The organism is Thermomonas sp. (assembly GCF_041919455.1).
Lineage (GTDB): Bacteria > Pseudomonadota > Gammaproteobacteria > Xanthomonadales > Xanthomonadaceae > Thermomonas.
The window spans coordinates 58,147-78,123 of sequence record NZ_JAYRTQ010000004.1 but is presented as its reverse complement, the minus strand read 5'-3'; the positions used below and the strand labels follow the sequence as shown (position 1 = coordinate 78,123).

Annotated in this window: 14 protein-coding genes; 2 read left to right on the top strand and 12 right to left on the bottom strand. The window is 68.5% G+C overall.

What is annotated here, in order from left to right; translation table 11 throughout:
* Positions 1-32 precede the first annotated feature (32 nt).
* The 8 genes from ACE3T8_RS03545 to ACE3T8_RS03510 form a co-directional block, all read right to left on the bottom strand.
* A complete protein-coding gene (locus tag ACE3T8_RS03545) occupies positions 33-917 on the bottom strand; it encodes a TrmH family RNA methyltransferase (protein WP_374606860.1) in 885 nt (294 codons plus the stop codon).
* Positions 910-4,044: an efflux RND transporter permease subunit gene (locus ACE3T8_RS03540; protein WP_374606858.1), complete on the bottom strand. Its 3,135-nt coding sequence runs from the start codon at positions 4,042-4,044 to the stop codon at positions 910-912. The genes ACE3T8_RS03545 and ACE3T8_RS03540 overlap by 8 nt, the downstream gene beginning before the upstream one ends.
* 3 nt (positions 4,045-4,047) lie before the next feature.
* Positions 4,048-5,139 carry an efflux RND transporter periplasmic adaptor subunit gene (locus tag ACE3T8_RS03535; RefSeq protein WP_374606857.1) on the bottom strand — a complete coding sequence of 364 codons (1,092 nt, stop codon included), beginning with the start codon at positions 5,137-5,139 and terminating at the stop codon, positions 4,048-4,050.
* Positions 5,140-5,263: 124 nt separating this feature from the next.
* Positions 5,264-5,659, bottom strand: a complete 396-nt coding sequence (locus tag ACE3T8_RS03530) for a hypothetical protein (RefSeq protein ID WP_374606856.1) — start codon at positions 5,657-5,659, stop codon at positions 5,264-5,266.
* A gap of 172 nt (positions 5,660-5,831) precedes the next feature.
* Positions 5,832-6,836 carry a class I fructose-bisphosphate aldolase gene (locus tag ACE3T8_RS03525; RefSeq protein WP_374606854.1) on the bottom strand — a complete coding sequence of 335 codons (1,005 nt, stop codon included), beginning with the start codon at positions 6,834-6,836 and terminating at the stop codon, positions 5,832-5,834.
* A gap of 47 nt (positions 6,837-6,883) precedes the next feature.
* Positions 6,884-7,534, bottom strand: a complete 651-nt coding sequence (locus ACE3T8_RS03520) for a hypothetical protein (protein WP_374606853.1) — start codon at positions 7,532-7,534, stop codon at positions 6,884-6,886.
* A gap of 68 nt (positions 7,535-7,602) precedes the next feature.
* On the bottom strand, positions 7,603-9,096 hold the full coding sequence (pyk, locus tag ACE3T8_RS03515; RefSeq protein ID WP_374606851.1) for a pyruvate kinase: 1,494 nt from the start codon (positions 9,094-9,096) through the stop codon (positions 7,603-7,605).
* Positions 9,097-9,171: 75 nt separating this feature from the next.
* Positions 9,172-10,347, bottom strand: a complete 1,176-nt coding sequence (locus tag ACE3T8_RS03510; protein WP_374606849.1) for a phosphoglycerate kinase — start codon at positions 10,345-10,347, stop codon at positions 9,172-9,174.
* Between the two features lie 129 nt (positions 10,348-10,476).
* Here ACE3T8_RS03510 and ACE3T8_RS03505 point away from each other — a divergent pair, with 129 nt between their 5' ends.
* Positions 10,477-12,153, top strand: a complete 1,677-nt coding sequence (locus ACE3T8_RS03505; RefSeq protein WP_374606846.1) for a tetratricopeptide repeat protein — start codon at positions 10,477-10,479, stop codon at positions 12,151-12,153.
* Positions 12,154-12,174: 21 nt separating this feature from the next.
* Here ACE3T8_RS03505 and ACE3T8_RS03500 read toward each other — a convergent pair whose 3' ends face one another.
* The 4 genes from ACE3T8_RS03500 to gap form a co-directional block, all read right to left on the bottom strand.
* Positions 12,175-13,536 (bottom strand): DUF3999 domain-containing protein, encoded by a 1,362-nt coding sequence (locus ACE3T8_RS03500; RefSeq protein WP_374606844.1) that lies wholly within the window; start codon positions 13,534-13,536, stop codon positions 12,175-12,177.
* Entirely contained in the window at positions 13,533-16,271 is a 2,739-nt protein-coding gene (locus tag ACE3T8_RS03495; protein WP_374606842.1) for a DUF2339 domain-containing protein, read from the bottom strand. Before ACE3T8_RS03495 ends, ACE3T8_RS03500 begins: the two co-directional genes overlap by 4 nt.
* A 94-nt stretch (positions 16,272-16,365) precedes the next feature.
* Positions 16,366-18,045 carry a diguanylate cyclase gene (locus tag ACE3T8_RS03490; protein ID WP_374606841.1) on the bottom strand — a complete coding sequence of 560 codons (1,680 nt, stop codon included), beginning with the start codon at positions 18,043-18,045 and terminating at the stop codon, positions 16,366-16,368.
* A 96-nt stretch (positions 18,046-18,141) separates the two neighbouring features.
* Positions 18,142-19,143: a type I glyceraldehyde-3-phosphate dehydrogenase gene (gene gap, locus ACE3T8_RS03485; RefSeq protein WP_374606839.1), complete on the bottom strand. Its 1,002-nt coding sequence runs from the start codon at positions 19,141-19,143 to the stop codon at positions 18,142-18,144.
* 153 nt (positions 19,144-19,296) lie between these two features.
* Here gap and ACE3T8_RS03480 point away from each other — a divergent pair, with 153 nt between their 5' ends.
* A complete protein-coding gene (locus ACE3T8_RS03480) occupies positions 19,297-19,929 on the top strand; it encodes an OmpW family protein (protein ID WP_374606837.1) in 633 nt (210 codons plus the stop codon).
* The last annotated feature ends 48 nt before the right edge of the window (positions 19,930-19,977 follow it).

Sequence of the window (19,977 nt, the reverse complement as noted above, 5' to 3'; positions counted from 1 at the left end):
GGCGAAAACCGGGATGACGAGCAATCATTCGCCTAGCGCGCGCGTCTCGCCCACTGCGAGAGCAGGACTGCCGTCGCCGATGCCACGTTGAGACTTTCAACGGCGCCGCTGCCGGGAATCGACAAGCGCAGGTCGCAGGCCTTGGCCAAGTCGGGCGACATGCCTTCGGCCTCCGCGCCGAGTACGTAGACGACGCGCTCCGGCATCGACGCCTTGAACAGGTCGCCGCCGCCTCGCACCAGGGTGGCGGCCAGCTTGAAGCCGGCGCCGTGCAACTGGGCGATGCTGTTGTCCTCGCGGCCCAGGCGCACGAAGGGCAGCGCTTCCGCGCCACCTTCGGCCACGCGCGCGGCGGCACCGGACAACGCCAGCGTCGAATGCTTGGTCAGCAGCACCGCGCCCGCGCCGAAGTGCGCGGCGCTGCGCAGGATCGCGCCGAGGTTGTGCGGGTTGCCCACGCCATCCAGCCACAGCGCGCACTGCGGGCCGGCGGGCAGGTCGCGCAGCCAGGTCGACAGCGGCAACTGTTCCTCGCGCAGCACCTCGGCGACCACGCCTTCGTGGTGCGTGCTGGCGGCGAGCTTCTGCAAGTCGGCATCTTCGACCACGCGATAACCCACGCGGTTGGCCACGCACCACTTCAGCAACGGCTGCAGTTGCGGGATGCGTGCCTCGACCAGGTAGAGCTTGCGGATCGCCTGCGGGCGCTTCGCGAACACCGCGCGGATCGCGTTCAAGCCATAAAGACGCAGCTCGACGTCGCGATGCTCGCGCACGGAACCAGCCTCTGCCGCAGGGACAGAGGCGGGCTCACGCTGCCCATGCGGACGCCCCCGGTCCGGTCGCGAAGATCCGCTGGAGGACGACGGCGGAACGGAAGGCGAGCGCGGCTTCCACGGAGAACCCGAATCACGCATGGCCACCTGCCTGCGGAGTAGTGGACTCCAGTGTATCCAGCTCGTGCGCCAGCGCCTCCGGCGACGACGTGTACTTCGCCAGCAGCGCATAGAACGCCGGCACCACGAACAGCGACAGCAGGGTGGAGAACGACACACCGAACACGATGACGATGCCGATGGTCGCGCGACTGGCGGAACCCGGGCCCCCGAAGATCACCAGCGGCACCGCGCCCATCACCGTGGCGATCGAGGTCATCAGGATCGGGCGCAGGCGCACTGCCGCGGCCTCGACGATGGCGTCGTGGACGTTGCGGCCGGCGTCGCGCAACTGGTTGGCGAATTCCACGATCAGGATGCCGTTCTTCGCCGCCAGGCCGACCAGCATGACGATGCCGATCTGCGAGAACAGGTTGATCGTGCCGCTGGTCAGCCACAAGCCGAGCAGCGCACCGAGTACGCCCAGCGGCACCGTCAGCATGATCACGAGCGGGTGCATGAAGCTCTCGAACTGCGCGGCCAGCGCCAGGTACACGATCAGCAAGGCCAGCGCGAAGGTGATCAGCACCTCGCCACCGGACTGCTGCAGTTCGCGCGACTCGCCCTTCCAGCTGACCTGCGCGTAATCCGGCAGGCTGGTGTCCGCGGTCTGCTGCGCCCAGGACACCGCTTCACCCAGCGGATAGTCCGGCGACAGGCGCGCGCTCAGGGTGATCGAGCGCAGGCGGTTGAAACGGTTGAAGGTGCCCGGTTCGGCGACTTCGCGCAGGCTGACGAGATTCGACAGCGGGACGAGGCTGCCGTCCTTGGCGCGCACCTGCAGTGCGTCGAGATCGGCCACCGAGGTGCGCCCGGCGCGATCCGCCTGCAGCATCACGTCATATTCCTCGCCGTTGTCGACGAAGGTGGTGACGCGGCGCCCGCCCATCATGGTTTCCAGCGCGGTGCCGATCGCGTTCGCGGACACGCCGAGGTCGGCCGCGCGGGTCTTGTCGACGATCACCCGCATCTGCGGCCGGGTCTCCTTGTAGTCGGAGTCCGGGCCGATGAAGCCGGGGTTCTCCGCCATCTTCGCCAGCATGATGTCGCGCCAGCCGGCGAGCTCGGCGTAGTCCGGGCCGCCAAGCACCATCTGGAACGGCTGGCCGCGGGTGCGCACCAGGCCGCCGCCGACCTGCGTGCGCACGCGCACGCCGGTCATGCCGGCGAATTTCTTTTCCAGCTCGCCGGCGACGTCCGCGGTGCTCTTCTCGCGCTGGTCCCAGGGCTGCAGGAAGATCATCGCGCGCCCGGTATGCATTTCCTCGCTGGCGCCGAAGCTGCCCGGCACGCGCGGGTTGGCGCGCTGGATCGGCTTGTCGTCGCCGATCTCGCCGGCCAGGATCGCCTCGACCTGCTTCATCTGCGCCACGGTGTAGTCGAAGCCCGCGCCTTCCGGGCCTTCCATCACCATCTGGAACGAGCCGCGGTCTTCCGCCGGCGCCAGTTCGCTGGGCAGGGTCTTGAACAGCACCAGCAAGGCGACCACCGCCGCGATCATCAGGCCAGCGAACAGCCAGATGCGGTGCACATGCCGCGACAGCACGCCCTTGTAGCCATCGGCCAGGCGCTGGAAGCGCGCATTGAGCCATTCGCTGACCCGGTTCTCCTTCACCGCGTGCGGGCCGGTGTGCGGCTGCAGCAGCTTGGACGCCATCATCGGCGTCAGCGTCAACGCGACGAAGGCGGAAATCGCCACCGCCGCCGCCAACGCCACCGACAATTCGCGGAACAGGCGGCCGGTGTTGCCCTGCAGGAAACCGACCGGCAGGAACACCGCAACCAGCACCGCCGTCGTCGCCAGCACCGCGAAGGCGACCTGCGCAGTGCCGCGACGCGCGGCGACCAGCGGCGGCTCGCCCAGGTCGACGCGGCGTTGGATGTTCTCGACCACCACGATCGCATCGTCCACCACCAGGCCGATGCAAAGCACCAGGGCGAGCAGGGTCAACAGGTTGATCGAGAACCCGAACGCATACAGCGCGATGAACGAGGCAATCACGCAGACCGGCACGGTCACCGCGGGGATCAGCGCCGCGCGCGCGCTGCCCAGGAACAACCAGATCACCAGCAGCACAAGCACCATCGCCTCGACCAGGGTCTCGTACACCCGCTGCACCGACGCCGAAATGAACGTCGTGGTGTCGAACGCCATGTAGATGTCGGTGCCGTCCGGCAAGGTGCCCTTGATGCGTTCCGCCTCGGCCTTCGCCTCTTCGGCCACGTCCAGGCTGTTCGCAGTGGAGGTCTTGACGATGCCGATGCCGAGCGCCGGTTCGCCGTTGCTGTGGTAGTAGGCGCGCCGCTCGGACGATTCCAGCGCGACCTTCGCCACATCGCCCAGGCGCACCACGTAACCGTCCGCACCCTTGGCGATCGGCATCGTCGCGAAGGCCTCGGCGGTGGTGTAGTCGCGCGCCACGCGCAGGATGAAGTCGCGGTCGGTGGACTCGATCCGGCCCGCACCCAGTTCCACGTTCTCGGCGCGCAGCGCGCTTTCCACGTCGCCCGCGGTCAATCCGCGCGCGGCCAGCTTGTCGCCGCTCAGCCAGATCCGCATCGCGTAGCGCTGGCTGCCGCCCAGGCGCACCTGGGCAACGCCTTCGAGGCTGGAGAAGCGGTCGACCAGGTAGCGCTGCGCGTAGTCGGACAGCTGCATCTGGTCCATGTTGGCCGAGCGCAGGTTGAGCCAGATGATCGGGTCGGAATCGCTCTCGACCTTGCTGATCTCGGGCGGATCGGCCTCTTCCGGCATGCGGTCGGCGACGCGGCTGACCGCGTTGCGCACGTCGTTCGCCGCGGCCTCGATGTCGCGCGTGGCGAGGAATTCGATGCTGATCCGCGACGCGCCGTTCTGGCTGCTCGAATCGATCGTGTTGATGCCCTCGATGCCGGCCAGTGCGTCTTCCAGGGTCTGGGTGATGCGGGTCTCGACCACGCTGGCCGAGGCGCCGGGATAGTCGACCTGCACCGACACGATCGGCGGGTCGATCGCCGGCAGTTCGCGCAGGGTCAGGCGCATGAACGACATCACGCCGAGTACCAGCAGCAGCAGGCTCATCACCACGGCCAGCACCGGCCGCTTGATCGAAAGATCGGAAAGCTTCATGCGTTACTTCGCCGCCGCCGTCTGCGCGGCAGTCGCGGAGGGCGCCCCGTTGGCCACCTTCGCGCCGGGCTGCAGCTTGCCGACCCCCTCGGTGACGATGCGCTGGCCGGCTTCCACGCCACCCTTGAGCATCACCTTGCCGGGAATGCGTCCGCCGACCTCGACATCGGCCTTCTCGACGGTGTCGTCGGCCTTGACCCGCCAGACGAAGGTTTCGCTGCCAATCTGCTGGACCGCGATCTCCGGCACCACCAGCGCCTGCCGGGTATCCCGCGCCACGGTGACCTCGACCAGCATGCCCGGCCGCAGCACGCGCCCGGGATTGGGGAAATCGCCACGCACGGTGGCCGAGCGCGAGCCTGCATCCAGCCGCGCCGACACGGTCGCGACCGTGCCGTCGAAGGTGCGCCCCGCATACGCACCAGCAGTTCCGCTCAGGGCCTGGCCCGGCGCGACGCCGGCCAGTTCGGTTTCCGGCACCGGGAAATCGACGAACACGCGCGACACATCATCGAGCGTGGCGATCGCGGTGCCCGGCGTGACCAGCGCACCCGGGCTGATCTGGCGGATGCCGAGCACGCCGGCGAACGGCGCGCGGATCACCCGGTCGGACAGGTTGGCGCGGATCTGCGCGACCTGCGCGCGCGCGGCATCGCGGGTGGCCCGCTGCGCATCCAGCGAAGCGCGCGCGACCAGTTGCTGCGAGGCCAACTGCGACTGTCGCTGGAACAACTGCTCGGCTTCCTTCAGCGTTGCCTCGGCGGACGCCAGCGAGGCCTGTTGCTGCTGCCCGCTGAGGGTCACCAGTGGTGCGCCGCGGGCGACGTCCTGCCCACTCTCGAAATGCACCTGCTGCACGGTCTCGCTGACTTTCGCTGTCACGGTGACGGCTTCGCGCGCATGCACGGTGCCCAGCGCGCGCAGCGCGTCCGTCCATGCCTGCTCGCGCACCACTTCCACCACCACCGGCACCGGACCGCCGCCACCGCGCTGGCCCGCGCCCGGCTTCGCCGCCGCCTCGTCCTTGCCGCATGCGGACAGCGCCAATACGAGTGCGGACGACAGGGCCAGGAGACTGCGGTTGCGTGGCGGCATGGGGTGGCTCGAACAGGGGGTTCTCGATTCTAGCGGGCCGCATGTGACGCCTTCCCCTGCCATCGGCTGGGGGCTGCGTTGCAGCGATGCCGTCAACCAGACGCGCGTGCGCGCGTTACGCGACTCAGCCCGGGTTGCCGCCGAAGGCGTACCAGAGTCCCGCGCCAAGCAAGGCCAACACGATCAGCAGCCAGCGCAGTTGTCCCGGTGGATCGCCCCGTTCCACCGTCGGTGGTCGCGTGCTGCGCACCTGGGTTGCCGGTGCGCGATGCGATGCGACGCCTGCCTGGCCTGCCGTCGTGCCGGCCGCGGATCGCTGGGCGCGCTGCAAATGCTCCATCGCCGCCTTCGCCCGCGCCAGGTCCAGGCCCGGATTGGCGGCGCGGACCAACTTGATCGCCTCGATCATGCGGCCATGCTGGAACGCCTGGATCGCCGCATCCGGCAACTGGATCCCGGCATCCGCCGCCGCGGCCTGCAGCGTTTTCGCATCGGGTCGGTTGACGGGGGGCGGCTGCATGCGGTCGATCCCGGAGGCGATACGCCGCAGCATACGCCGCATGCGCAAACGCCGGCACTGGGCCGGCGTTCCGCGATCGATCAATGTGACATCGCGCTCGGCCCGACCCTCGCGCGTCGCGCTCGAGCCTCCGCGACCGCAGCCGTTGCCGGATGGCAACGGCTAAACGCGGTCAGTCACCCCATTGCCCCAGCGCCGCCAGGCCGTTGGCCTTCGCGCGCTCGAACACGGTCTGCTGCGCCTTGGCATAGTTGCCGGTCATGTCCTTCGCCCACAGCTTGAGTGCGGCCTGCTGCATCGCGCGACCGTAGCTGAAGGTGAGCGGCCACGGGTTCGGGCCCATCCGGTTCATCGCATCGAGGTGGGCGGTGGCGGATTCGTCGTCCTGGCCGCCGGACAGGAACACGATGCCCGGCAGGATCGCCGGCACCGCCGACTTCAGGCACATCAGGGTGGATTCGGCCACTTCCTCGACGCTGGCCTGCTCGTCGCAGGCCTTGCCGGGAATGACCATCGAGGCCTTGAGGATGGTGCCTTCCAGCATCACGCTCTGGTTGTACAGCGCGTCGAACAGCGAGCGCAGCACCACTTCGGTGACCTCGTAGCAGGTTTCGATGTCGTGGTCGCCGTCCATCAGCACTTCCGGCTCGACCATCGGCACCAGGCCCTGCTCCTGGCACAGCGCCGCATAGCGCGCCAGCGCGTGGCTGTTCGCCTCGATGGCGGTGCCGGACGGGATGTCGTCGCCGATGTTGATCACCGCGCGCCACTTGGCGAAGCGCGCGCCGAGCTTGTAGTACTCGGCAAGCCGATCGCGCAGGCCGTCGAGGCCCTCGGTCACCACTTCGCCCGGGAAGCCGGCGAGGTTGTGCGTGCCCTTGTCGACCTTGATGCCCGGGATCATGCCGTTGTCGAGCATGTACTTCGCGAACGGCACGCCGGACTTGGTCGACTGGCGGATGGTCTCGTCGAACAGGATCGCGCCGGACAGGTACTGGTTGGCGTTCGGCGCGGTCAGCAGCAATTCGCGGTACGCACGGCGATTCTCTTCGGTGTTCTCGATGCCGACCCCGGCGAAGCGCTTGGCGCAGGTCGAGGACGATTCATCGATGGCGATGATGCCCTTGCCCGGGGCGACCATGGCACGGGCGGTTTCGGCGAGTTGTTCGATGCTCATGGGGCAAGTCAGCCTGTTTCCGGGAGATTCCGGATTATAGCCTTCCGCTAACCGGCGCTTCCCGGTTCACCGGGCGCAGGATGGATGGGCGCCGGCTGGGTCGATCCACCACGGTGCGGTCGCCATTCTGCTGCCTTGCTGTTCCTTGGTTCGATGTCGAGCCGATCGAAGATGTCCTGTCCCGCCATGCGCTGCCGCGCCTTGCCGTCGCGCTTCAATTCCGCGAGGCGCAACCCCACATCGTTGATCGCGCAGCGCTTGCGCAGCGTTGCCGGGGCGTTCGAGCCGAACAGGAACGTCGCCACCGTGTACACCGGCATCGGCTGCCGCACACCCGGGCGCGGGAGGAATCGCCAGTGCGCCAGTGCATTCGCTGCATCTTTCGCGAAGGCCGCCCAGTCAGCGTCACGATCCTTCGCAGGTTCCGCTGCGCTCCAGCCTTTCAGCAGGGCGAAATCGGATGTCGTCCCGTCCGGATTGAGCAGGCAACCGATCGTGACGCAGACCTCCGCCCGCGCACGGGCATGCATCTGCGGATAGGCAGGCACCGGCAAGGTCGCACCTTGCGGCAGCATCCACGCATCGCGGATTCCGCCTTCATTGACGACGCGGATTTTTCCCGCAGGACCCGATGCCGATGGCGTGATCGATGCGAGCAACGCCGTCATCAGGACCAGATTACCGACCTGCCTGCGCATCGCCGATCCCCGCACACGCCCGGATCGTTAGTTACGCCCGCCCCGACAGCCTGTCAAGCAGGCTCCATTCAGAGTTCGCCCAACCCCGCCGCGCGCCCGTCCTCGCCGATTTCCAGCAGGCGCAGGGTATTGGTGGCACCGCGGGTTTCCATGTGCTCGCCGCTGGTGAACACCACGCGGTCGCCGGGCTGCAGCAGGCCGGCGTCGACCAGCAGGCGGATGCTGCCGCGTGCGGCCTCGCGCGGGGTCTGGCCGCGGCTGTCGTAGTCCATCGGGAACACGTCGCGCATCAAGGCCATCTTGCGGCGCGCCGGTCCGTGGCGGGAGAACGCGAAGATCGGCACCGAGGAGCGGAAGCGAGAGAGGAAGCGCGCAGTGCCGCCGGACTCGGTCATCGCCACCACCCCGCGCACGCCGATGTGCTCGGACAGGAACATGGTGGCCATCGCGATGGCCTGGTCGGCGCGTTCCAGGCCGCGCCGGGCGGCTTCGAAATCGGTGTCGGCGATGAACTGCTTCTCGGCGCCGACGCAGATACGCGCCATCGCCTCGACCGCCTTCACCGGCCAGCTGCCGGCGGCGGATTCCTGCGACAGCATGACCGCATCGGTGCCGTCGATGACCGCGTTGGCCACGTCGAGGACTTCCGCGCGGGTCGGGATCGGGCTGTCCACCATCGACTGCAGCATCTGCGTCGCGGTGATGACGACCTTCTCGCGCGCCACTGCCTCGCGGATGATCTTTTTCTGCAGCCCGGGCAGTTCGGCATCGCCGATCTCCACGCCCAGGTCGCCGCGCGCCACCATCACCACATCGCTGGCATCGACGATCTCGGCCAGGTTCTCGATCGCCTCGGCGCGCTCGATCTTGGAGACGAGCGCCGCGCTGCTGCCGTGCGCCTTGGCCACACGGCGCGCCTCGTGCATGTCCTCGGCGTTGCGGCAGAACGAGACCGCGATGAAGTCCACGTCCATGCCCGCCGCGATCGCGATCAACTCGCGATCTTTTTCGGTGATCGCGCCCAGCGACAGGCCGCCGCCCTGCTTGTTCAGCCCCTTTCGATTGGACAGGAAGCAGTCGTTGAGCACGCGGGTGACGATGCGCTCGCCTTCCACCGCGGTGACTTCCAGTTGCACGACGCCGTCGTCGAGCAGCAGCACGTCACCCGGCACCACATCGCCGGGCAATTCGAGGTAGCTCACGCCGACCTGGGTCGCATCGCCCGGTGGTGCGTCGAGGCGGGCGACCAGGTCGAAGCGGTTGCCCGCCTTCAACGCGACCTTGCCCTCGGCGAAGGTTTCCACGCGGATCTTCGGTCCGGGCAGGTCGGCGAGGATGCCGATCTCGCGTCCGATCTTCAGCGCCATCGCGCGCACCGCCTCGCCACGCGCCACCTGCGCAGAAGGATCGCCGTGGGAGAAGTTCAGCCGCACCACGTCCACGCCCGCGCGCAGCACTGCTTCGAGAATCTCAGGCGGATCCGTGGCCGGCCCGAGGGTGGCGACGATGCGGGTGCGGCGCTGGTGCGGGATGGCGACGGGATCGGTCTTGCGTGCGGTCATGTGCGGGCTCCTGAGGCCCCGCACGCTAGCACAGCGCAACGACCGGCGATGGCTCGCCGGACAATGCAAACGAACTCACTCGCCGCGCGCCTCCAGCGCCGCGACCGCCGGCAAGGTTTTGCCTTCCAGGAACTCCAGGAACGCGCCGCCGCCGGTGGAGATGTACGACACCTCGTCCTCGATGCCGTACTTGTCCACGGCCGCGAGCGTGTCGCCGCCACCGGCGATCGAGAACGCGGGCGAGGCCGCGATCGCACGCGCCACCGCCTCGGTGCCGTGGCCGAAGGCGTCGAACTCGAACACGCCGACCGGGCCATTCCAGACCACGGTGCCGGCCTTGGCGATCAACGCGGCGTAGGCCTGCGCCGTCTGCGGGCCGATGTCCAGGATCATGTCGTCGGCCGCGACCTCGTCGATGCGTTTGATCGTGGCCGGCGCATCCGCGGCGAACGCAGGCGCGACCACCACGTCGAGCGGCAGCGGGATGTCGGCGCCGCGTGCCTTCGCATCGGCCATGATCTGTTTCGCGGTATCGATGAGGTCCAGTTCCACAAGCGACTTGCCGACCCCATGCCCGAGCGCGGCGATGAAGGTATTGGCGATGCCGCCGCCGACGATCAACTGGTCGACCTTGCCGACCAGCGAGGACAGCAATTCCAGCTTGGTCGAGACTTTCGATCCGGCAACGATGGCCAGCAACGGCCGCGCCGGGCTGGCCAGCGCCTTGTCCAGCGCGTCGAGTTCCGCCATCAGCAGCGGCCCGCCTGCCGCCTGCTTCGCAAAGCGGATCGCGCCATGCGTGGAGGCCTGCGCGCGATGCGCGGTGCCGAACGCATCCATCACGAACACGTCGCACAGCGCGGCGTACTGCTTCGACAACGCCTCGTCGTCCTTGCCTTCGCCGAGATTCATGCGGCAGTTTTCCAGCAACACCAGTTGGCCGGGCCGTACGTCCACACCATCCAGGTACTCCCGCACCAGCGGCACCTCGAAACCAAGCAACTCCGACAATCGCGCCGCGACCGGCGCCAGCGAATCGGCCTCGCTCCACGCGCCTTCCTTCGGCCGGCCAAGGTGTGAGGTCACCATGACCGCCGCGCCCTTTTCCAGCGCCAGCCTGAGGGTCGGGATCGACGCGGTGATGCGCTGGTCGGAAGTGACCTTGCCGTCGGCGACGGGCACGTTGAGATCCTGGCGGATCAGCACGCGCTTGCCGGTCAGGTCGAGGTCGGTCATGCGGACGATGGACATGGCATTCCTGCGGGAGACGTGGGCCTCCATTGTCCCGGCCGCGCGCGGTCGCCGCAAACGGCCTGCGGCGCGGCATCACGCTACTATCCGGTCGAGCACATGGCGCGGGGATGCGTAGGGGTGCGAGGGATGCGTGCACTGTGGGCGGAACTGCGCCGCCGCCATGTCGTCCGCATGGCCGTCGCCTACTGCGCGCTGGCCTGGCTGGTGCTGCAGGTCGCGGCCTTGCTGGTGCCGATCTTCGACATCCCCAACTGGGCGTTGAAATTGCTCGTCCTGGTGGTCGTGCTGGGCTTCCCGTTCGCCCTGCTGTTCTCGTGGCACTACGCCTGGGCTGATGGCGGCCTGGTCCGCGAATCGGCGACCGCCGGCGAACCGCGGGGAAGCGCGGCAACGGCAGGCTTCGATGCCGTGCAGGCGATTGCACCCGCGCCCGCCGAGGCCTCGATCGCGGTGTTGCCGCTGGTCAACATGAGCTCGGATCGCGAGCAGGATTATTTCTCCGACGGCCTGTCCGAGGAATTGCTCAACCTGCTGGCACAGGTGCCCGGGCTGCACGTCGCCGGCCGCACCTCGTCGTTCTCGTTCAAGGACAAGCCGGCCACGATCGGCGAGATCGGCCGCGCCCTCAATGTCGCCACCGTGCTGGAAGGCAGCGTGCGCAAGTCTGGCGAACGCGTGCGCATCACCGCGCAGCTGGTCAAGGCGCGCGACGGCTACCACCTGTGGTCGCAGGCCTACGACCGCGAGCTGACCGACATCTTCGCCGTGCAGGACGAGATCGCCGCTGCGGTGGTCGATGCATTGAAGCTGCGGCTGTTGCCGGCGCAGCAACCGAGCACGGCGGGACACCACGTCCCCGGTACCGCGGCCTACAAGAATTTCCTGCTCGGGCGGCAGTTGCTCAACCGCGCGACGGAGGAAGGATTCCATCGCGCAGTCGGCGAATTCGCGCAGGCGGTCGCGCTGGAACCCGGCTACGCCGCCGCGCTGGCCGGGCTGGCGCTGGCCGAGGCCTACGCCTCGGATTACACCGATTCCGATGCGGCGATGCTGGCAGGCCGCGAACGGGCGGGTGATGCCGCCGAACGTGCGGTCGCCAGCGATCCCCTGTTGGGCGAGGCCTACACCGCCCGCGCGGTGCTGCGCTTCGTGTTCGACCTCGACTGGAACGGTGGCGATGCCGATTTCGCGCAGGCGCTGGTGTTCAATCCCGGCGACGTGATGACCCATTGGCAGTACAGCCGGCTCCTGGCTGCGCTCGGCCGCCTGCCCGAGGCGCTGGCGTCTGCAAGCCAGGCGACGCAACTCGATCCGCTATCCGCGCAGGCCTGGGAAATCCGCGCCCGCTACGAACTGGCCAGCGGCGACATCGCGGCAGCGCGCCGGTCGCTGGAACAGGCGCTGGACCTCGCGCCCGACCATGGCCGCGCGCCCCTCGGCCTGGGCATGGCGGCATTGCTCGAAGGCGATCCCGCCGCGGCGCGCGCCTGGTATGCGCGCAGCAACAACGAAACCTTCCGGCTCGCGGGCCTGGCGATGGCCGCGCACGATCTTGGCGACGATGCGGAATCCCGGCGCGTCCTGCAGGAATTGCTGGCCGGCCATGCGCACAACAGCGCGTACCAGATCGCCGGCGTGTTCGCCTGGCGCAACGAACGCGGCACCGCCTTCGACTGGCTGCAGCGCGCGGTGGCGCAACGCGACGCGGGCCTGCAGTACCTGAAGTACGACCCGGCGCTGCGTTCACTGCGCAGCGACGCGCGCTACCCGCGACTCCTGCAGCAACTCGGCTTGCCGACCTGATTGCAGGCCGGCAGGCACGCATCACGACGGTGTGCGTGGCTGTCGCAACAGGCTGAAGGCGAAGGCCGCCACCAGCAGCGCACCGACGATCAGCACCCCCCACAGCAGCCAGCGCTTCCAGTCGGTGGGCGGCGCGACCGGCTGCAATGCGGCATCGCCCGCCGCCTGCTGGCGCGTGCCGAGGGCGGCGGTCACGGGTTGCCAGTCGCGGCCGCGCTCGGCGCGCAGCGCATCCACCAGTTGCGGCAACGGCGCGTCCTGGCGTGATGCGCGCGCACTGCCTGCGAGCAAAGCAAACGGCGGGTTGCCTTCGGCGAGGAACACCACGACTTCCGGTCGGTAGCCCAGGCGCAGCACCGGCGGCGCGCCATCGAAGGCATCGCGCGCGCGCAGGCGCCAATGGCGATCCCGCGAGTCGTCGTGCAACGGTTGCGGTGGCGACCGGCTGGAGGTGCCCGTGCTGTCCAAGCGATAGGCCATCCACGGCGATGCCGCCGGCTGCCACGCGGACTGTTCGTCGTCGCGACGTTCCAGCGACCAACCGCGGGTGCTGTTGCCTGGTGAGACCACATCCGCGGCTTCGATCGGGAAACGCCCGTCCAGCACGTATTCGAAGGTCGGGCCTTGCGGCGTGTCGACGCGGCGTCCCTGCAGTTCCTCCCACTGCAGCGAAGGCGCCGCGACCTGCCCGACCGGTTCCGCGATGACGCCCGTCAACGCCAATGCACTGGCCTGCGGCGTCCTTGGCAACAGGCGCAGGTAGCGCGCCTGCACGGCTGGCAGCGCGATGCGATCCTCGCCGATTCGCTGGCCGTTGTTCTGCAATTGCACCAGGCGCGCATCGGCGTCGACATCGCGCCATTGGCGAAGATCATCCGACGCACTCACGCGATAGCCGCGATCGAAGGGTGCAGTGTCCGTCCACGCAAGACGCAATGCCGCCAGCGGCCTGCGCACCTGGCTGGCATCGACCACGAAGCCGCCATCGCCCGTCGCGGCCGTTGCGTTGCCGGGAGCACGCAACTCGACCCGGCGCAGGCTGCCATCGGTGGCGATCTCGCTGATCGCGGCGATGTCCTGGCGCGACGCGCCGGCATCCACCGGCAACGGGAACCACGGCAAGGACACGGCGGCACCGGATCGGGCCAGTGGCGCGTCGGCGGGGAAGATCGCGGTCGCCACCGGCGTGCCCTGCGCATTGACCACGACCAGGTCCTGTAATCGCGGCGACTGCACGTGCCGATAGACCTCGCGATCCAGCACCACGCGGTAGGCACCACCGTCATCGCGTGGCAGGGCGAGTGGCCATTGGCCGGCGTAATCGTCGCGCGTGGCGGCGAGGGCCACCAGCGGCAGCAACGACAACCATGCGAGCTTCTTCATGCAACGGTCTCCTTGGCGTCGACGTCGGGATCGGGATTCGCATCCGCACTGCGCGGCGGCGCGGGCGCGAGGTAGCCGACCACGGTGCACAACAGGCCGTAGGCGATGAACGACCCGATCCCGAGCAGGTTGCCCAGGTGCTCGCGATCGACCAGCACCAGCTTGGCCAGCACCACGCCCATCAGTACCGCGCCCGCCAGCCACAGCATGCGCTGGCCACGACGCGAACCCAGCACCCAGCCGATCACGCCGAGCACGCTCCACACGACGGTCAGGCTGGTCTGCGCCAGGCTGGACGACAGCAGTCCGCCATCCCATGCGATCCCGCCCCAGTGGTGCACGGCGTGTAGCACCACCGAGGTGATCCAGGCGAAGGCCAATCCGGAGAGCAGCACGATGCGCGACGACGACAAGCGACCGCCCGCCGGCAGTTGCCAGCGCAGGGCCAGTACCAGCACCGCCAATTGCGCGAGCTCCATCGGATTGAGCACCGGCAACCATGGCAAGGGCGTGGCCGCGCCGTCGTCGAACAGCGAGACCAGCCACCACAGGCCCAGCACCGCGAACAGCACCGCCAGCAGGCGACCACGCCAGCCATCGAAGGCGTCGCCGAGCGGCATCGACAACCAGCGCCAGCGATACAACGCCAGCGCCGCAACCACCAGCCACGGCAACACGATCAATGCTGCCTGCCAGCCGTCGCCCATGCCCGCGAACTGGCCGGGCAGCCAGCCCAGCAGCAGGCTGGCCACCAGCGGCCAGACCAGCCACCAGGTGAATTGCGCGGGCGATGCCAACCGGTGTTCGCCATCGCGCAGGCACTGCAGGCTGCGAATGCCGAGCGCTGCGTACACCAGCCATGCCCAAACGCCATTGCCGGCGAAGGGTTGCTCATGCACCCCGCTCTGCCACAGCGCGAGCGGCACGGCCGAGGCCAGCGCGGCCAATCCGGTCAACGCGAGCGCGCTCGCGGGCTTGCGGCGATGCACTTCCGCCGCCAGCCAACCGGTCAGCGCGGCGAAGGCGAGCAGCGCATCGGGTTCGTCGCGATGACCGAGGAAGCCGACGATTTCATTGAGGCCGTTGCCGACCCACCAGGCCAGTCCCCATCCGTAATACAGGCCGGCGATGTTGTCGTTGCGTACCTGGCGATACGCCCACGCGCTGGCGAAGCCGGCGATCGCGATCAGCAATGCGCCCATGAACGATGCATTCGCGATCGGCACCGCGATGTGCTCGCCGGGCGAAAAACGCGCCGCTGTGAGTCCGATGGTGAACGCGATGGCTGCGGCCAATTGCAGGCCGGCACCTGCCAGTTGCGGGAGCAGTCGCTGCTGGCGCAAACCGAGCCAGCAAAGTGCCGCGCCTTCCAGCGCGAACACGCAAGCCGTCGCCTGAGCCGACAAGGCCAACGGCACCGCCAGCGTGGCGAAGCCGACCGCGAGCAAGGCATGCGATTGCGCCAGCACGTCGAAGCCCTTGCGCCGACGCAGCCACCACGACAATCCCGCGTACAACGCGCCGAGCCCGAGCGCGCAGAACGCGAGCGCCATGCGTTGTCCTTGCAGCAGCCCGGCCTGCAGGGAGAACGCCACCAGTGGCATGCCGAACACCAGGCAGCCGTCGATCAGGTCGCGCCGGCCGACCGGGCGACGCCGCGCGAACAGGATCGGGATCAGCAGGTACATCGCGAAGAACAGCGCCAGGAACGGCTGCGTGCTGGCGTACTTCGCCGGGGAGTAATCGAACACGCCCCAAGCGGTCGCGATGCCGAACGTGAACACGAAGCCCAGCAGGTTGAGGATCCGCCAGGCCTTGTGCCAGGCGATGCCGACGATCGCCGCATTGAGCACGGCGTAGTACGAGAACAGCGCGACATGGTTGCCGCCGCCGGTGGACAGCCAGATCGGCGCGAGGAAGCCGGCGAGCAGGGCGAATACCGCCAACGCCTTGGCGTCCTGCAGCACCGCGAGCACGCCTGCGCTCGCGACCAGCACGATGCTCAATGCGAAGGCCGCGCCCGCAGGCAGCATCCCGAAGTTCTTGAACGCGGCGAACACCACCAGCAGCAGCACGCCGATCGCGCCCCCCTGCAGGCTCAAGGCAAACACGCGGTTGCTCTCGCGCTTGCGCCAAGCGAACACCAGCGCGGCGAGTGCCGCAGCGGCCACGCCCGCCAGCTTCAGTTCCGCCGGCATCGCGAACCAGCCCTGGTCCGCACCGTACTTCAGCAGCGAGGCCACGCCGGCCAGCAAGACCAGCATGCCGATCTTCACCGGCACGTTGCCGACGGTGAACCAGCGTTGCACCGCACGCATTGCGATGGTGGCGATGCCCGGCGCGGCGGGCTTCGCGGGCTGCGGGCGCGGGATCGGGCGAGGTACGGGCGCGATGGTGACGGCTGGCGCAGGCGCGATCGGGTCATTCGCTCGCGGCGCAGCCGGAGCGACGGCGGGCACCACGGGTGGCACGGGCGCATCCTGCACCGATGGAGGCGGTGCCTGCGCCGCGGGTTGCGATGTTGGCGGCGCGGACTGACGGGTGAGGTCGGCCAGCGTCGGTTCCTGCGGGGGTGTTGCAGCCGCCGGTGCCGCGGGGCGTCGATGCAGCGCAGCCACCTGCTGCTCCAGCGCGGCGACGCGTTGCTTCAAACCGGAGATCGACACCAGCGCGATCACCAGCAACACCGGCACCGCGAGAACCGCCAGCACCAACAACGCGATCATGCCTTCCATGCCTGTCCCTCACCCCGCGGTGCCCGCAGCCTCGGCGATGCCCCGGTGTTTTGCAACTTGACGCGGCGATGCGCAGGCATGCGCACCCGCAGGTTCAATCGCTGACCCGGTTGCGGCCCGCGGCCTTGGCGCGATACAGCGCGGCATCGGCACGGCGCAGCATCTGCTCGACATCGTCGTCGCCGGGCAGCACGCTGGCCACGCCGATGCTCACCGTCATCCGCCCTTCGGGCGATGCGGCGTGCACGATGTCGGCGCTGCGCACGCGCTCGCACACGCGCTGGCCCACGCGCATCGCCTGCTCCTGGGTGCTGCCGGGCAGGAACACGATGAATTCCTCGCCGCCCGGGCGCGCCAGCAGGTCGTCGGCATGCAGCAAGGCGCTGCTGACCGCGCCGGCGAAGCGACGCAACGCGCCATCGCCTTCGGCGTGCCCGTACAGGTCGTTGTATTTCTTGAAGTGGTCGATGTCGAGGGCGAGCACCGAGAGTTCCGCGCCCGTCGCGCGCGCCTGCTTCCAAAGCGCCTCGCCCGCTTCCTGGAAGCCACGGTAGTTCAGGCTGCCGGTCAGCGCATCGGTGCGGCTCAGCCGGTCCAGGTCGCTGACCGCCAGGCGCAGCGATTCGGTGCGCTCCTCGATGATGTGCTCGCGCTGTTCCAGCGCCTGCTGCAAGGCGTCGTAGGCGGTGTTCATGCGCGCGGCCAGGTCGCCGATCCCGCCCGCCAGCGGCTGCAATTCCTCCGGCATCTGCGACAGTTGCCGCGGATCCAGGCGCCCACCCAGCGCATAGCCGTGCAGGCTCGCCAACAGGCGACCCATGCTGGCAGCCAGCAACCGGCGCAATCGCCATAGCGCGAACAGCACGCCCGGCGTGGTCATGGCCAGCAAGCCGAGCAGCAGGCCCACGCGCGGCAGCGCCGGTGCCAGCAAGCGCTGCTCCGGGGCGATGATCGCGACGATCCAGCCGGTGCGCATCGCCACTGCATGCACATAGGCGTCCTCCCCATCACGCAACAGCCCGCCCAGGGTGCGCATCTCGCCGGGTTGACCCGGTTGCGCCGCACCGCCACGGATCGTCGCGCCCACGGTTCCGGTCGCATCGAGGAATTGCCAGCGCAAGGCCTTGCTCGCATGGACGACGCGATCCTGGCGATCGAGCAGCAACAGCTCGAACCCGCGCCGTCGCAGATTGTCCGAACGCACGCGGATGTACTGTTCGATCGGGATCGAGGCCTGCAGTACGCCCTCGAACGCGCCGTCGTGCCACATCGGTGCCGAGACCGCGACCAGTGGCTCACTGCCATAGATACGGGCGCGATAGGCATCCGAGACATGCGGACGACTGCCATCGCGGACCGTGCGGAACCACTCGCGGTCGGCCACCTGTTCGGCGGCAATCGCGGCAGGTCGTCCGGTCGCCGAGCGCGCCGCGACGATGTTGCCCTCGCGATCGGTCGCCAGGGCGCGCAGCATCGCCGGATACGCGCGCAGCAGCTTGCCGAGCTCCTCGTCGAGCGTTCGCCCGGACAGCATCGAACCATCGGCCATCAACTCGACGCCGGAGAGCTGGCCTTGCAGGAAATCGTCGATTGCGTTGGCGCTGAGTTGCGCGTTGGAGCCCAGCCGCAACTTCAGGTCGTCCTGGACACGCTGCCACTGGCTCCACAGCAGGGCCATGCCGAACACCAGCGCCGGCAGCAGCGCGGTCAGCACCAGCATGCGGGTGAGTTCGCGGCGCAGGCTCCATCCTGCGGTTGGCGCGTCCGGCGTCATGGCCGCACCCTACCCGCGGACATGCAGGCCGCACAAGCAGCGAAGCCCCGCGGGTGCGGGGCTTCGGTCGAACGGGTGCAACCCTGGATCACGCGTTCATGCGGCGACGACCTTGACCATCTCGAGGCACTTGTTGCTATAGCCCCATTCGTTGTCGTACCAGCTGACCAGCTTGACGAAGGTGCTGTCCAGCGCGATGCCGGCTTCCGCGTCGAAGATGCTGGTGCGCGCGTCGCCGCGGAAATCGGTGGCGACCACCTTCTCGTCGGTGTAGCCGAGGATGCCCTTCAGCGCGCCTTCCGACTGCGCCTTCATTTCCGCGCAGATCTCGGCGTAGGTCGCCGGGTTCTCGAGTTCGACGGTGAGGTCGACCACGGACACATCGCTGGTCGGCACGCGGAACGACATGCCGGTGAGCTTGCCCTTCAGTTGCGGCAGCACCACGCCGACGGCCTTGGCCGCGCCGGTGGACGACGGGATGATGTTCTCGAGGATGCCGCGGCCGCCGCGCCAGTCCTTGTTGCTCGGGCCGTCCACGGTCTTCTGCGTGGCGGTCGCCGCATGCACGGTGGTCATCAGGCCGCGCTTGATGCCCCACTTGTCGTCCAGCACCTTGGCCAGCGGGGCCAGGCAGTTGGTGGTGCAGGACGCGTTGCTGATGATCGCCTGGCCGGCATAGGACTTGCAGTTCACGCCGTGCACGAACATCGGCGTGTCGTCCTTCGACGGCGCCGACAGGATCACTTTCTTCGCGCCGGCGGCGAGATGCTTGCCCGCGCTGTCCTTGTCCAGGAACAGGCCGGTGGATTCCAGCACCACGTCGGCGCCGACCTCGTCCCACTTCAGGTTGGACGGATCGCGCTCCGCGGTCAGGCGGATGGTCTTGCCGTTGACCACCAGCTGGCCGTCCTTGACCGACACGTCGCCCTTGAAGCGGCCATGCACGGAGTCGTAGCGCAGCATGTACGCGAGGTAGTCCGGTTCCAGCAGGTCGTTGATCGCGACGATCTCGATGTCGTCGCCGAAGTTCTGCACCGCCGCGCGGAACACGCAGCGCCCGATGCGACCGAAACCGTTGATGCCGACCTTGATGGCCATTGACGCTCCTGGCGGATGGTTCGTGGGGAAGGCGACATTCTACCCAATCGTCCCGCGCATTCCGCGGGCGCGGAATTGATCATGGTCAAGGTGCGCGCGTCGATGCCGGCGGAGACTGGTTCCAGTTGAAACCACCCCCACTGGAGCTCCCGCATGAACCCCCTCCGCATCGCCCTGGCCGCCGTGCTCGCCCTGGCCGCCACCCCCGCTCTCGCCCAATCCGCCGGCAGTTGGACTGTCGGCATCGGCGCGCACAACGTCGCCCCCAAGTCCGACAACGGCACGCTGACCGCGACGCCGCTCGGCAACCTGACGATGGACGTGGGCAGCAACGTCCGCCCGACCATCACCGGCGAATATTTCCTGCAGGACAACCTCGGCATCGAAGTCCTCGCCGCGCTGCCGTTCCAGCACGACATCAGCGTGGCCGGCGTGGGCAAGGTCGGTTCCACCAAGCACCTGCCGCCGACGGTCTCGCTGCAGTATCACTTCGGTCAGGGCAAGGTGAAGCCCTTCGTCGGCCTCGGCGTGAACTACACCCGTTTCTTCAGCACCAAGGCCGAGGGCGCGATCGCCGGCGCCAACCTCGACCTGTCGGATTCCTGGGGCCTGGCTGCGCACGTGGGCGTGGATTTCAAGGTCGGCGAGAAGGGTGCGATCCGCCTCGACTACCGCAAGGTCGACATCGACACCCGGGTCAAGCTCAACGGCGCCAACCTGGGCACCAAGAACACGGTGAACATCGATCCGTCGGTGTACGGCATCGCCTACGTGTTCACGCTCTGACGCCACCGCTGTCATACCGTCGTCGGCCATGCCGGGCTATCCTGCCGG